Raw genomic sequence first — 14,483 nt, 5'->3', positions numbered from 1 at the left:
TGCCTCCCTTATAGCTTCATAGATTGATATATTTCACCAATAATCCCCTTCAATTGATGAACACCTAAATTTGTATTGGTCATAACTGTGAGACCCGTACCTTGATAGGGGAAACCGACCATCATGCATTGAAAGCCTTCCCCCCACCCAAGTGAAGATATTTCTACCTCTTCGTCAACTTCATCTAAAAACATTCCCAATCCAGCCCACGACTTATATCCTTGTGACTGAATCATTTCTTGAGCTAAGGATGCTGACAGGCCAATCTTACTTTGTCTTTTTAGTGAATTCATAAGTTCTATGACCAAAGTCGCTAAATCTGTAGAGGATGTCCATAATCCGGAACAGGCTGGATATGGGTATATGGGGTATCCTTCCTCCACTAAGGACCCCTCTTTATTGTGACCACAGCTTACTCCTTTTTCCTTGGCCTCTGCTTTAGACGAAATAAAACTACTTTTGCCCATTTTTAGCGGTTCTAATATTCTCTCTTGCATGATGTCTATAAAGGGTTGCTGCATGACATCTTCAATGACTTGTTGGATAAGACAAAACCCTGCGTCTGTATAGTGAAAGTCACTTCCAGGTTCATAGTTTACTTCAATGGGTTGCTTACAGTAATTAGTTCTTCCCTTTAATAGATCAAGAGCTGATGGAACCTCATCATTGGATTTCAGATCTAAAAAGCTGTCTTCAGGATCTATTATTCCTGATTGATGACAAAGCAGGTTGCGTAATGTGACTTTTCGTCTTCTGGTATGGCGGTGATGATCAGGAAGCTTCAATGAAATAAGGATTTCATTCACATCTTTGTCTAAATCTAGTAGGCCCTCTGATGCGAGGCACATCACTAACATTGAAGTTGAAAATTTACTAACCGAACACGCGTTAAAGACTGTGTTGCTATGAATGGATTGGTCTCTTCCAAATTCCTTCACACCATAATTTTGGGTTTTGCTAATTTGGCCGTCCTCGATTATGGCAAGACTTAAGCCAGCGACCTGATAATGATTCATTCGTTCTGCTATATTAATATTTTTTAGCTTCATACGTGCCTCCTACCTCTCTACTCAATCAATTGTCGATTAATTGTATATTCCATTAACCAACAATCACGATATTCACCCTCGTGATATTCACGGTTTGGGAGCTTCTTTACTCTTTTAAAACCACATTTTTCATAGCATCGTATAGCCCTGGTGTTTGTTAGTTGAGGGTCCATCACAATACGCTCTGCATGACGGTGCTTGATTAGAAATTCAAGCATCGATTGTACTAGTAATGTGCCGAGGCCCTTATTCCGAAATTCCTTTTCACCAATAAACTGATCTGTGCCGTATATATTTTCACCCGTGTACTCATACTCCTTTTTCGTTTCATCATCCAGTAGATAGAATTGGATATACCCTATTGCATGATCGTCATACTCCACCATACATCTAACATTCTCATCTTCTGAATCATAGAAGACCTCATTCACTCTGTCGACATCAAAAGGGTTATCTCTTCCTTCGTAAAATTCTAAAACAGATGGATCGGAAAGCCATTTGGCTATATGAGCCTTATCTTTTGGATCTAACTCTCGAACTTTTAACTTTTGATTTTGGAACAACACGATAATCTCCCCACTCCATTTTCTTTATTAGTGAAAACATTAGTATTTAAGACCTTTTTGTTCTATTGATTATTTCTAAAGATACAGCAATTATTAATGCCGTGGCCGATGTAATAGACAGAAAAATTATCATCACTATATCTGAAATCGCTTCATAGCCATTCGAAATAAATATCATCTTCAAATAAACCATTGCAATGCTAAGTATAGTAATTATAAATGGGATATATTTCAAAAGCCTGTTTGATTTATTTTTGCTTATTCTAAAAATAAATACTGACGTAAACACAATCAATAAAAGTCCAATTGAATATGCCATCAAAGCACTCATGATAAGTCATCACCTTTTACAAAATTCTAAAAATTCTCATCATAATATTATCATATTTTTCTCTTGGTTAGAAAATATTGCTCAAAAATTCAACAAGATTTAAACAGACTGACTACCTCATATACATTTATAGTGTCCATGAGGTGATTTCAGTTGTATAAACAGATGTGGAATAATCACAATATACGGTACTATTTGCTAGGAGGAGGAGTCTCAAGGTTAGGTGATGTTTTATCAGGGATGGCTTTCTTATTTATGGCTTATGACATTACCAATTCCAAAGGCCTCACGACAGGAATTGCCCTCGCGGAGACACTTCCTTATTTACTTTTTGGCTTAATTGGCGGTGTTGTTGCAGACTGGCTGCCTAAGAAAAAATGGTTAATCATTCTGGATCTCATTCGAATTCCTCTTATTTTTTCTGTTGTTTGTTTCTATTACTTTGAATTATTATCTTACTTTTATTTGCTTGTGGTCAGTTTCCTTATTCAAAGCATCGGGTGTTTTTTTAATCCAACACACCGAACCGTGCTACCCTTAGTATCCAGTACGGAAGAAAGAACAACAGCAAACAGCTTAAATGATACATTAGCCAGAGGAGTGACCGTTTTAAGTCCGTTTATATCCGTTTGGCTGTTGAATCAATATGGCGCGATTCATTTCTTTACCGTGGATGCTTTCACATACGCCATTAGTGCATATTGCATTTCAAAAGTAAACCTGAAAGAGACGCCACCAAAAATAGAAAAATCGATTAAATCAGTATTTCTATCTATCTACGAGTTTGCGACATGGGCGAAATCACATGTCGAGATTCGAAAGCTCTTTCTATTTACATTTATGATTGTATTTTTGAACACCTGGGTTTGGGAGGTTGGTCTTTTGCTTGCTTTAAGTGAAATGAGCTCAGAAAGTGAACAGCTATATAGTATGATGCAAGGGATATTTGGTGGTGTCGTCATTCTCACTAACATCGTCCTCCCCTTCTTTTTGAAAAGAATGTCACTTCGAATGTATCTGGTGGGTGCTCTAATCTGGGGGTTAGGGATTTCGTACTATGGTTTTTTATATGATATTCATCACTTCTTTATAGGCTGTGCGATCGTAGGGATTGGATTGCCGATTGCAGGTCAGGCAAGAGTTTACCTCATTCAAACCCTGGTACCTGAAGGAAAGCTTGGTAGAGCGTTTAGTTCAAATGCTTTTTTATTATATTTATCCAATACCATTTCATTAGCCATGTACGGTCTGCTTGTCTCATTTATTCCCATACAATGGCTAATGACATTTAGTGGTCTTCTGATTCTATTGACCGGTGGCTTTGGCTTATGGATAACGGTGAAGCGAACGAAAATGCGTTGGCGTTTTTCCATAAACTTTCTTAAATAGCTGATTATAGGAGGATACACTCGAAAACCCATGCTCTAAGGCAATACTCAAGATAGAATAATTGGTCTTTAACAGTGGTTCCTGGCTTCGGAACAAACGGTACAACTGGAGCCAGGAATACGGTGATCGGCCCACTTCCTCTTTAAAAAGATGGGCAAATTGATATTTTCCCATTCTAGCAATCTTAGCCATATCATCCAGGGTCCACTCATGTTGATAGCTCTGCTTTAATGCCTGAAGTACATCATTGATGATATCCCCACCACCAACTGTTGACAGATGATTTTGGTGTGAACCTGCGCCGTGTTGAAGGATTAAGATTGAAATTTGGGCTAAGCTGTTTTCTAGGAATAGTTGGTTAGAACCTGGTTGAATATCTTGGTTTGAGGTTAAGAAATCCCTGATAAATGATGTCCAACGTGAGACTAAGTTGTGCTTTAAAGTGAGTAAAGAAAATTCAGGTTCTATCATTTTAATCCCTAGCTGTTCGGCTGTGTCCTTGATTAAAGTTGGTTGAAGCTCAATTAAGAATTTCTCTTTAGTGGCCTTTAACTGCTTATGATCTGTTTTCGGATTTAATATCAAAAATTCATTGTGTTTGATGGTGATGTCCCCTTGATTGGTTTGATAATCCGTATCCCCATATGGAGAAAAAATAAGTTTGTAGGAATCATCACTTCTCCAATCCCGTTCATGCAAATAATCATGCCGCATGAGAAGAAGTCCCTTATGGTTGTTGACAATCATTCTGTTTTCTCCTCACTTCCCTTAGCTGGAGCTCAACTGAAACGCATTTCACTTATATTAGCATTAGGAACTCCAGCCTCGATATAACTTCTTACCAATTTCCATTCGTGATGGCTATTCTTTTTAAATGTTTGAAAAAATAGATTTGCTGTATCTAGATTCTTATCATCAATAACCATACTAGCTGCCAAAACGACTAACCTTTCATCTTCTCGTAAAGGAAAGATCGAAATTTCATTAAGGATCCACTCGGCATTGTTTTCCTTCACAAAGTTAAAGCCTTGCTCCCAGCCTAGTATGGATTCTTCATATCCAAAATCAACAATCTCACCCCTAGAAATTTCTCTAGCTTTAAAATCCGTTGAGATGATTTTCTTTAAGTCAATTAAAGACGAAGCTTTCCAAACACTCATATAATAATCGAGAAAATCTCGAAATGTGTTATCCATACATGGACCCCCTATTGAATAAATAAACTAATCGTTCCTTAGTTCATTTGTGACTAATCCTATTTTAACATTAATTGCCAAAATATTCTTGAAGAATTTTAATTTACCCTAAACTCAACAGCCAATGAAATTTCACTTCCTTGTGTCGTTAAAGTTTTGGGAGAGTAATATCATTGGTTGAAGACTCTATTTCCTGCATCGGGACAGGCCCAGCTGAAAGATTTAATGATTAACTTGACTGACAGGTGCTAAGGAAAAGAAGAGAAATGGTAATGAAACCTGACACAAACAGATGCTTGGTGAACATAGGTCAGCCCTCCTAGGTTCCAGTTACCTTAAGTATAATAAGAAAGAAGTGCTAAAACATTGACTTTTATCAACGATTCAGCACTTTTTTCATTGATTGTTTTCAATCAGCTCTTCTACTGTTTTCAAATGTTTTGTCTCATTGATAATTTTGTATTGACCAAGGTAATCTTCATCCAAGCCAAAAGCGAGTTCTTCCATGATTAAGTGATCATCATCAACCTCATTAGTAACGAGGATTTCAATATAATACTCCCTAAAGACTGAGTGCACATCTTCTTCCTTTTTCAATTCCACTTCTTTAAAATCCTTTAAAATACGATCAATCTTTTTTTCGTCTTCTATTTCTATGGACTTTTCTCGTTTGGGTAGCCCTTCGGATAAATCTTGAGTGGTGATTGTAATACTTTCCACAATCGATTGTTCATCAAGCTTATCTGATACTAAGTCTTGAAATGTTGTGTATTTTAGTTGATCTTTTATAAAATAAATGCCAAAAATCACTATCAACAGAGCCACAAATAACGTCAATTTCTTTTTCACAAACAGGCTTAGTATGAAGGTAACGATAATGACTAAAGCACCTGTTAGGATGATATCTATAAGGGTGAGACTCATAAAGCCTGCCTCCTTCTGTCATTCATCTGAATTTCTCAGGAATTCAAGTGCTTTTTGCAAGTCCACATCCTTATGTATATGATTTGGTGTCCACGGGATATAGATATTAGGTTGAATTCCAATTCCACTCATTCCTTCACCTTCATCTATCCTAGATAGCTTTGACGTCGGATACCAGAGTTCGAATTTATTCTCCCACCCCATCACAGCAAGGTTGGCATAATCATTTAGTCCTTTTGTTGGCCTGCCAATAACCGTGACCTTTGATGAATGTTTGCAAAGTTCAACAAATGAATCTCCTGAACTACCTCAATAGACATCGGCTAAAAGAATAATATGCTCAGGGCCTGATTTCGTTGTTAATACTTGATGATCATCATCGTCAAGATTGAGTTCAACAAAGCCTTTCCCCTTATTTTCCTTTAATGCTCTCATATAGGACTGCACTTGTTCTTTTGTTGCCTCATCATCAATAGACGAAAGAAGCTTTTGCAAAAATTGAGTTCGCAATTCCACATTACGATCTGTACAATTCGTGAGCATTGTATCCGTTTGGAACTGCTTCAAATCTATTACGTCCCCCTCAAACAAATAGGGAAGAAGTTCAAAATAAGCGATATCACTTCCTCCTTTGTTGATTCGGACGTCGATAATTAAATTGTTGCAGCTTGTAAGCAGAGATGCGTTTTCCTGAATCATATTTTTAATAGTATCATAATGCATGAAGTCGGTTATTTTCATGTACAGTGTATCTTCTGTGAGTTTATTTAACCATACTCAGGTTCATGTGGAGACTTTTCATACTTTTGAAGTTTCAGCGTGAAGGCACTGCCAGATTCATCGATGATGTCAGCCCGGTCGTATTGAAGTAAAATCGGTCCCCAATCTTCCCTCTCTGCCTTCGATTCCATTAACTGTCTCTTATTGGACTGTACTAATTCAGCAATATCCACCCCATCTAGAGCAACAATCTTATAGCCTGGTTTCACTTTTTGTTCCTGATTATGTTCAACTACATATAAGATATCCCCATATCTTCTAACCGAAAATCCCACATCCTTCATGATTTGTTGCTGGCCTTGCACTAATTTAAAGCTCATATGTAAGTCTTTAAAATCGAGTAAATAATCTTGAATGATGTCTACAAATCTTTCATCGGTCATGTTGTCTTGTTTTTCCATACTTAAGATTTCACTCCGAAACGAGGCAGGATCATCCCATCCCATTTTATCCATGCAACCTGCATAATCATGATGTAGAATCGTTGTAATCTCATCAAAAATATTCGTGTACATGATTATAACTCCTATCCTTTAATTGAAAAAAAATGTGCTTCTAATAGATAACCTCTAGGCTAGCTGTCTAGCATATCGTAAAGACACTTGCTTTTCATTCGTTTCAGTTACCGTAATTTTCTTTTCTTGAAATTCGAATCCCCTCGCCTCGTAAAACGGAATCCCATATTGATTGCCTTCCTGTACGGACACCCATTGCTCCGAAATGCCAAGCTCTTTTTGTTCGGCTGTTACCATATCAAGTAGGCGTCTCCCTATTCCCTGATAACGGTATGTTTCATCGACATAAAGGACAAAAATCTCACCTTTCTCAGGACTAGTCATTCCACCGCCAATTACTCCTACCACCTTTGAATCAATGAGAGCAACGTATTGATAAACTCCGGCAAGAATATCCCGTTCTACCCGCTCATGGTTATACCAAAATTCAACATTTTTCCGTTGATATTCCTCGCTTAACATACCTTCAACGGTTTGCCTCCAGCCAGAGGCACAGATGCTAGCAACGGCTTCGGTATGTTCTGGGGTTAGTTTTGTAATGAAAACACTCAAACAATCCACCTCTCTTCTTTAATAACTATTCAACAAAGGATGACAAATTCCTATTGAAACAGACCTTTACATTTCAAAAAATTTATGTTACCTTTTAGTCACATTATAAAAAAGTTACTTATAGGTAACATGTAGGCAGGAGGGATTGTGGTTTGAGTAGTGAATCCATAAACAAAACCTTTCAAGCACTCGCAAATCCTGTTAGACGATCGATTGTCGATTTATTGGCAAAAGAGCCCTTATCAACGGGAGACATTTGCCAACATTTCGATGTATCTCGATATGCCATCATGAAGCATTTAAACATTTTAGAAGAAGCTAATCTTATACATAGCTGGAAATCCGGAAGAGAAAAAGTCAATTTTTTTAATGCAATTCCCTTGCAGGAGCTTTATCGTAGATGGTTGGACAGATTCCAGGCGGAAGATGCCAACTCGATGATCAATCTTAAAAATTTATTTTCTCAAAGGGAGGCGGAGAATGTCATGACAAATGTAAGTGAAAAGGAGTCATTTCAAATTGCTCAAGAAATCACCATCAAGGCAAGTAAAATGGAATTATACCAGGCCTTAACCCATGATATTGACAAATGGTGGTCGATTCGTCTTTTTCAACATTCCAAACTGAAAGTCGATCCCACGCTTGGTGGTCAGTTTTATGAAACCACAGAGGATGGAAAAAAAGCCTTATGGGGAACCCTTATCTTAATCAAACCAGATGAAGAACTACATTTTAATGGAGCTTTAGGGATGCCAAATGCCGTTAACAGCTATTACACGTATAAATTAAGAGAAGTCCGTCCTAATGAAACGGTATTAGAATTGAATCACACTGCTTTTGGATTTATGGACCCAAGCTGGGAAAAGGACTACCGAGAAGGCTGGAATAGTCTCCTCCAGGATTTAAAAGCATACGTAGAAAAATTATAAGGAGTATCAATCAATGATTACATTTGATAACGTCACCAAAACATTTTCAGATGGGACGACAGCAGTGGATTCCATTAGTTTCGACGTAAAACAAGGTGAGTTTTTGTACTAATTGGTCCCAGTGGGTGCGGCAAAACTCTAAAAATGATGAATCGGCTGATTCCTATATCTGACGGAACCATCATGATTGATAAACAAAAAATTAGTGACTATGACATTAATGAACTACGCTGGAATATAGGATATGTACTACAGCAAATCGCCCTCTTCCCTCACATGACAATTGAAGAGAACATTTCCATTGTTCCAGAGATGAAAAAATGGAGTCAGGAGAACATTAAAAATCGCGTGACGGAATTATTGGAAAATGGTCGGACTCTAAAAGAAATCCTAAATCAACTGGGCGGAAAAATAACGGATGAAGAAATGAGGGAAATGAACTATCAAGTAGCTGTAGAAGGGAAAAGTGCTTCCGAGGTTGCCAGGTCTTATCTTATGAAGGAAGATTTGCTTGAATAATAATGAAAAAATGTCCTTCATAACTTTGATGAAGGACATTTTTCATTTTATTAAGCTGTGCTTTGTCCTTCATAGTCTTAATGAAGGACATTAGCCCTACTTTTCTAACGTGTTTTGTCCCTCATACCCTCGATGAAGGACATCTACCCTGTTTAATCCCTAAAAATTCCCTCACTCACAGGTGCTAATCCGTACGAAATTACTCCTACCTGCTCGTTAAACTTTTCCTTGGAATATGTGGCTCTTTCGCAATTGCATGACGATCATGCAGCCTGTAATGTAAATCAATAACAGAGTAAGACAAAACCCGCAGCCGCTCTAAAATTTCAGCAGATGCGATTCCCTTTTCATCATAATGTTCGTTATGAGCGTAAACTCCACCAGGTACAACATGAGCTGAAAAGTAACCAGCTAGAGGATGTAACTGATGCTCGATGGCTAAAAAGTGATGATACGTCCCACCTGTAGCAACAAAGCCGATTACCTTACCCTTTAAACAGTCATTTGGAATCAGGTCAAACACATTTTTTAAAGCCCCACTCATGGAACCACGGTAAACGGGTGAACCAATAATCAATGCATCAGCTTCAATAATTTTATCAATGAGTTCCTTTGTATCACCTTCATAGTCGAATGGATTCCGCCCATCACAAAACTGCAAGTGATAATCATGTAAACTGATGACTTCCTGATCAAGTGAAGCTTGATCAAACCGATCAGTATCGAGTTTTTGCTTCAACCCCTCCTTTACCTCACTAAATTGTTCTTCGGCAAATTGTAAAGCGTTTTCCACGGCTATATACGTTTTGGATGGCTTTGATAGACTCCCAGAAATTCCTAATATTTTCATACTCTCATTCCTTCTTTCTTAAGTTCTTTTTCTTTTTGACGTACGAGTGGAATAACCTCTTCCCCAAATCGTCTTAAATCCTCTTCATAGTGGAAATGCCCGGTTAGAATTAAATCCGCCCCAATTTTTTTCAATTCAATAATTTTATTTGCGACTTGTTCAGGTGTTCCAATTAGACCAGTCTTAAACCCATCGTTATACTGGACCAGGTCTTCTTTAGTTGAATTCGCCCACATGCCCTGCTTTTCTTTGGTAGATTGTCCGGCTTCCTTAACGGCTTCCTGGAATCCTTTTACTGCTTCGTCGTCTGCATGGTTGACAATATCTCTTAATAATTGAACGGCCTCTTCCTCTGTATCGCGTACAATGGCAAAGCCATTCACCCCAAATTTCACCTCATGCTCACGACCTTGAGTTGCTGCCTTTGTTTTCACATCCTCGATTTGTTCCTTAAACCCTTCTAGCGTGTTTCCGTTCATAAAGTAATAGTCTGACACTCGGGATGCCATATGACGAGCCGCTTGGGAATTCCCACCTTGAAAGATAGGTATGTCACTTACCGGCTTTGGTTTTAGTGGCGCATCGTTAATTTGATAATAATCTCCTTGAAAATTAGCCTTTTCAGCCGTCCACATTTCCCGTAACACGCGAATAAACTCTTCTGAACGTTTATATCGGTCCCCATGCGCTAACCATGGTTCCCCATAGCCATCAAATTCCCCTCGAAACCATCCACTAACTACGTTTACTGCTGTACGTCCGTTACTAATATGGTCAAGTGAAGCAAGCATTTTTGCATAAACACCTGGGTGCCAAAATCCAGGTAGAACAGCCGAAATTAAGTTTAATTTATTCGTTACACTTGCCAAAGCCGACGCCAATGTCATGGCTTCTAGTTGATATTCGGCTCCATAACTAGCAAAAAAACGGGTTTGTAATAGAGCATATTCAAATCCAACCTCTTCAGCGATTTGTGCATAACGCTTATTCGCTTCAAAGCTCTAGTCTGTTTTCTGAGGGAGCTTTGAAACGACGAGTCCCCCACTCACATTTGGTACCCAATACGCAAATTTTAATTGACTCACAAAATTCCTCCTTCGTATTTAAAAACTATTTATATAAAAAAGCCCATCTCGTAAAAAGGTGAGATGGGCTGTATATGAAAAACCGTTACAGCACTCTCATCTTCGGAATTGTGATCCACTCTGAAATTGGCACCGTTGCATAAAATATGCCGGTTGCCGAGGCTTCTCAGGGTCAGTCCCTCCACCTCTCTGGATAAGAGATTATTTATTTTTTTTTAATGAATTCATGTAACCAAAAACGAAAACCCCCTTCACGAGGAAGGGGGTTCATAACCTTTTAACAATCCTTCCTCTCATCTCCAGAAGATCATAATCTTCTCAGGAATTAGCACCTTTCCAAAACTGGTGGTTGCCGGGCTTCATCGGGCCAGTCCCTCCGCCTCTCTTGATAAGAGATTAAATCGATATAAATTTTTTGAATACTGTAATTTACTTAAAAATTTGTATTAGTTAATAAGATAATGGATATTAAAATGACTGTCAACAGTTATAAAGACCTATTTAAGCGATTCATAGTGCTTTATAACTTCCTTAGTAATGCCACTATCCTCATCTAATCCACTTACTTCCTTCAAGACCTTCGCGACACCTTGTTCTTTGATCATACCCTGCAGCTTAACAGCCTCATCATCCTCTTGGAAATCAAATAGTAAGGCAGCCGCAATGGCCTTAGCTAAGTTTGTATAAGAAAGGCCAGCCTTCTTTGCTTCAGTAGCCGGGCGTACTAGACGATCCTCTGGTCCTAGCTTACGCATTGGTGCGCGTCCAACTCGTGTGACTCCATCATTTAAGTACGGATTTTTGAAACGGCCAATAATTTTTTCGATGTATTGCAAATGCTCTTCTCTGTTCAAACCATATTGCTGAATTAAGTAATCCCCAGTCTCCTTTAGTGTTTCTTGTACCTGGCTGGTGATTTCCTCATCAGCTAATGTTTGATCTATCGTGGATTTTCCGGCTATGTAACCGAAATAAGCAATAACTGCATGCCCTGTATTCACCGTAAAGAGCTTTCTTTCAATAAATGGAGCAAGCTCATCCACGATTGTCATTCCTTCAATTGAAGGAATATCTTCACTTGTTTCCACAACCCACTCAAAATATGGTTCAACCAATACATCTAGTGAACCTTGATTATCCTGGATAGGTACAATTCGATCAACTGCAGAATTAAAGAAATATACTCTTTCATCCAATTTTTCCTTAGTCGCTTCATCTAAATTTTCAAGAATGTGTTCCTTTAAAATATCTGTTGCACCAATTTGATTTTCACAGGCAATCACATATAACTTGTCATCCGTATTTTGAACCCGCTGAGAAATTCCACGCGCGATAAGGGGCGCAATCTTCGGCAAAATATTTGGTCCAATTGCTGTTGTTAAGTATGTTGCGTTTGTAATGGTTTCAATCACTTCTTGTTCCTGAGTCATGTTGTTAAGACCTGAAACGTTGTTTATTTCAGTTGTCTCCTGTTGATCGGTAGCAAGCTTGACATGATAGCTATGGTCTTCATTTAATTGATTGATGATTTGCTCAGCTAGATCAACAAAGGTAACGTGATAGCCGGACTGGGAAAATAGCGCCCCAATAAACCCTCTTCCAATGTTTCCTGCTCCAAAGTGTACGGCTTGTTTCATATTTATCATTCCTTTATCCATTTATTTTGAAGATATTCTAAGAAGATATTTTCCAATTTCCCTCTAATCATCGCTTCATTCGAGGATGAAAAAATCATCATGGCAATATCATTTTCAATCAAACTGGTGCTAATTAAACTTAATATTTCCTGCTCTCTCAAGCTTAGGTCTTCCGGTGAAAGCATGAGTAGCAGATTTTTCATCTGTACCTCCTGCCCATCCATCCCTTTAATAGAAAAGGTGTCATCTAAATGAGAAACCTGAAATACTAAGGACTCTATGCTGTCGTCACGACAATGATATAAGCCCATGTTCGTATTGGGGATTCCTAGTCCACCGACTTTTTCCCGGTCCATTAATTTTTGCAGTACCTGTGCAGAATCAGTGATGAGCTGCTCTTTTTGAAGCTCTTCAACCATTTCTTGTAGCACTTGAACATGATTTTCCACATTCGATTTCCGCTCAACACGAAAATGCTCCAGGATTGCCTCCATACTAGTTTGAACGTCCTTCATTTCCTTCAGTACATCTTGTAGAGTCGATTTTTCATTCCTAGTAGGCGCTTCCTCGTTCTTTCTCCACTCACCATATTGCTGTTTTCTCGTAATGTTTTCCAAGTTATTTTGTAGAAAACTTCGAATCATATCAATGTCATCGTCACTTAATAAAGGGGTTACCAATATATAGTCAATCTCATTAAATGGAAGCCTTACAGTAGAAATCACCACATCAAATTGATTCAACTTATTTCGATCAAAGTCTTTAATGGAGCTTATATCCACTGAACTAATTTCAGTAATCTCCTTTTGTATCCGACTGGCGAGCATTTTGGAAGTACCAATGCCTGTAGGACAAACAATCACCGCATGAATATCAGCTTTTTCTTCATTCATAAGGAGTGCCGAGCCAAAATGAAGGACAATAAACGCCACCTCATCATCCGGGAAAGTCATATCGGTAAACTCATACTCTAAGCTTTTTCGCACAGCCATAAATAACAAAGGATACTTTTGTTTAATATCCTCTGTTAAGGGATTAAATAGCCCCATTTGATGCTTTAACCGATAAATAGAAGGCTCCATATGTGCTAATAGGCCTTTAAATAACGAAAAATCTTCTGATAAATCTACATGTATTTGGGAAGATACCTGCTCAATCACGTTTTTGATCTTTTGTCCTAACAGGATACTGTCGTAGTCAATTTCAAGCTCATCCTGTAGCTTAGACCCTTTCAAAACGACCGCTAAGTAGTGAATGTCATTCGTACTTAATGGTATAGAAAGGTCTGATTGCAAACGAGCTCGTAAATGGTTCATTAACTCAAATTCCTTGGACTGATCCCCATCCTGTTCAACCTCATCACCCAAATGAAAGCCACTTTCTGACCGTCGAATGGTAGTACAAATATGGACAATTAATCCTAGATAGTCATGGTCAGCCAGCTTTGTTTCCCCATGAGTCAAGATATCCTGAACGAATTCATCTACCTTCAATAGATAATGGGAAGGAAAAAAACCTAGGATTGGCGCTTTGATTTCACTTCCCTGATGTAAGGCATACAAGTTTTCTAATAGATCTTCATGAAAGTGATACAAAAAATAAGACGCCAAAGCTTTTCGCTTGTTTGCCTCATCTCCATGCACCTCAATGCCAACACCTCTTTTACGGGTTACGGCCACCGAAAACTTTTTTAGCCATGTGGTTAGATCATCTAAATATGTAGCAAGTGTCGTACTACTAACCACTAATTCCTTAGCCAATACCTGTGCTTTGAAGGATGATCCCTCATGAAATAATTTGATTAAAAGCTGTAGCTTTTTTTCTTCCGGCGTATCGTCTGTCGGATGAACATTGGAAAGCTGCTGAATCAGTTTAAACATGTCTTCATTTTTACCTTCAATAACAAGACCGTCATTAGTCGTTCGTTGAAGGATCAAGTCAAATTGATTCAGTATTTTTTCCACAGCCTTCAAATCCCGTTGCACAGTCCGCACACTGACATTAAGGTAGCTGGCAAGCGATTGGGGTGTATGCTTGCCAGAGGTCTTGGCTACTAGATAAATTATGGATTTTTCCCTTGAGGTTATGAACATACGCTTCACTCGTTTCTAATTCGTTACACATAACAGAATAGAAAGACAGAATATCTGCCTTTCTACTC

The 14,483-nt window shown here is 38.4% G+C and carries 13 protein-coding genes, 2 pseudogenes and 2 riboswitches; of the genes and pseudogenes, 3 read left to right on the top strand and 12 right to left on the bottom strand.

The window, feature by feature from the left end; genetic code table 11:
- Positions 1-8: 8 nt before the first annotated feature.
- Positions 9-1,049, bottom strand: a complete 1,041-nt coding sequence (locus GH754_RS07005; RefSeq protein WP_153727998.1) for a serine hydrolase domain-containing protein — start codon at positions 1,047-1,049, stop codon at positions 9-11.
- 17 nt (positions 1,050-1,066) lie between these two features.
- Positions 1,067-1,615, bottom strand: a complete 549-nt coding sequence (locus GH754_RS07000; RefSeq protein ID WP_323741890.1) for a GNAT family N-acetyltransferase — start codon at positions 1,613-1,615, stop codon at positions 1,067-1,069.
- A 484-nt stretch (positions 1,616-2,099) separates the two neighbouring features.
- Between GH754_RS07000 and GH754_RS06995 the strand changes: the two genes are divergently transcribed.
- Entirely contained in the window at positions 2,100-3,335 is a 1,236-nt protein-coding gene (locus GH754_RS06995) for an MFS transporter (RefSeq protein ID WP_228550178.1), read from the top strand.
- Here GH754_RS06995 and GH754_RS06990 read toward each other — a convergent pair.
- The 6 genes from GH754_RS06990 to GH754_RS06970 form a co-directional block, all read right to left on the bottom strand.
- Positions 3,273-4,082 (bottom strand): helix-turn-helix transcriptional regulator, encoded by an 810-nt coding sequence (locus GH754_RS06990; RefSeq protein WP_228550177.1) that lies wholly within the window; start codon positions 4,080-4,082, stop codon positions 3,273-3,275. The two genes, GH754_RS06995 and GH754_RS06990, sit on opposite strands and share 63 nt — an antisense overlap.
- 32 nt (positions 4,083-4,114) lie before the next feature.
- The gene (locus tag GH754_RS06985) at positions 4,115-4,531 is read right to left on the bottom strand and encodes a flavoprotein (protein ID WP_153727996.1); all 417 of its coding nucleotides are present in this window, start codon (positions 4,529-4,531) and stop codon (positions 4,115-4,117) included.
- Positions 4,532-4,927: 396 nt separating this feature from the next.
- On the bottom strand, positions 4,928-5,455 hold the full coding sequence (locus GH754_RS06980; RefSeq protein WP_153727995.1) for a hypothetical protein: 528 nt from the start codon (positions 5,453-5,455) through the stop codon (positions 4,928-4,930).
- A 309-nt stretch (positions 5,456-5,764) separates the two neighbouring features.
- Positions 5,765-6,196, bottom strand: coding sequence for a S41 family peptidase (locus GH754_RS19640; protein WP_228550176.1), 432 nt, complete (start codon positions 6,194-6,196; stop codon positions 5,765-5,767).
- 26 nt (positions 6,197-6,222) lie between these two features.
- Positions 6,223-6,750 carry a hypothetical protein gene (locus GH754_RS19635; protein WP_228550175.1) on the bottom strand — a complete coding sequence of 176 codons (528 nt, stop codon included), beginning with the start codon at positions 6,748-6,750 and terminating at the stop codon, positions 6,223-6,225.
- Between the two features lie 54 nt (positions 6,751-6,804).
- Positions 6,805-7,302, bottom strand: a complete 498-nt coding sequence (locus GH754_RS06970) for a GNAT family N-acetyltransferase (protein WP_153727994.1) — start codon at positions 7,300-7,302, stop codon at positions 6,805-6,807.
- Between the two features lie 152 nt (positions 7,303-7,454).
- Between GH754_RS06970 and GH754_RS06965 the strand changes: the two genes are divergently transcribed.
- Together GH754_RS06965 and GH754_RS06960 are read left to right on the top strand one after the other, a co-directional pair.
- Positions 7,455-8,231 (top strand): ArsR/SmtB family transcription factor, encoded by a 777-nt coding sequence (locus tag GH754_RS06965; RefSeq protein WP_153727993.1) that lies wholly within the window; start codon positions 7,455-7,457, stop codon positions 8,229-8,231.
- Between the two features lie 13 nt (positions 8,232-8,244).
- Positions 8,245-8,750 (top strand): annotated as a pseudogene (locus tag GH754_RS06960) (ATP-binding cassette domain-containing protein).
- Positions 8,751-8,955: 205 nt separating this feature from the next.
- Here GH754_RS06960 and GH754_RS06955 read toward each other — a convergent pair.
- The 4 genes and pseudogenes from GH754_RS06955 to GH754_RS06940 all read right to left on the bottom strand — a co-directional run bounded on the left by GH754_RS06955 (position 8,956) and on the right by GH754_RS06940 (position 14,415).
- Positions 8,956-9,600 (bottom strand): NADPH-dependent FMN reductase, encoded by a 645-nt coding sequence (locus GH754_RS06955; RefSeq protein WP_153727992.1) that lies wholly within the window; start codon positions 9,598-9,600, stop codon positions 8,956-8,958.
- A pseudogene (gene sfnG / locus GH754_RS06950) lies at positions 9,597-10,685 on the bottom strand (dimethylsulfone monooxygenase SfnG). The gene GH754_RS06955 and the pseudogene sfnG overlap by 4 nt, the downstream one beginning before the upstream one ends.
- 93 nt (positions 10,686-10,778) lie before the next feature.
- Positions 10,779-10,885, bottom strand: a riboswitch (SAM riboswitch).
- Positions 10,886-10,975: 90 nt separating this feature from the next.
- A riboswitch (SAM riboswitch) is annotated at positions 10,976-11,080 on the bottom strand.
- A gap of 102 nt (positions 11,081-11,182) precedes the next feature.
- On the bottom strand, positions 11,183-12,322 hold the full coding sequence (locus GH754_RS06945; protein WP_153727991.1) for a mannitol-1-phosphate 5-dehydrogenase: 1,140 nt from the start codon (positions 12,320-12,322) through the stop codon (positions 11,183-11,185).
- A gap of 5 nt (positions 12,323-12,327) precedes the next feature.
- A complete protein-coding gene (locus tag GH754_RS06940; protein WP_153727990.1) occupies positions 12,328-14,415 on the bottom strand; it encodes a BglG family transcription antiterminator in 2,088 nt (695 codons plus the stop codon).
- Positions 14,416-14,483 lie beyond the last annotated feature (68 nt).

The organism is Salinibacillus xinjiangensis (genome assembly GCF_009649735.1).
Taxonomy (GTDB): Bacteria; Bacillota; Bacilli; order Bacillales; family Alkalibacillaceae; genus Salinibacillus; species Salinibacillus xinjiangensis.
This window is presented reverse-complemented; position numbering and strand designations above follow the sequence as displayed.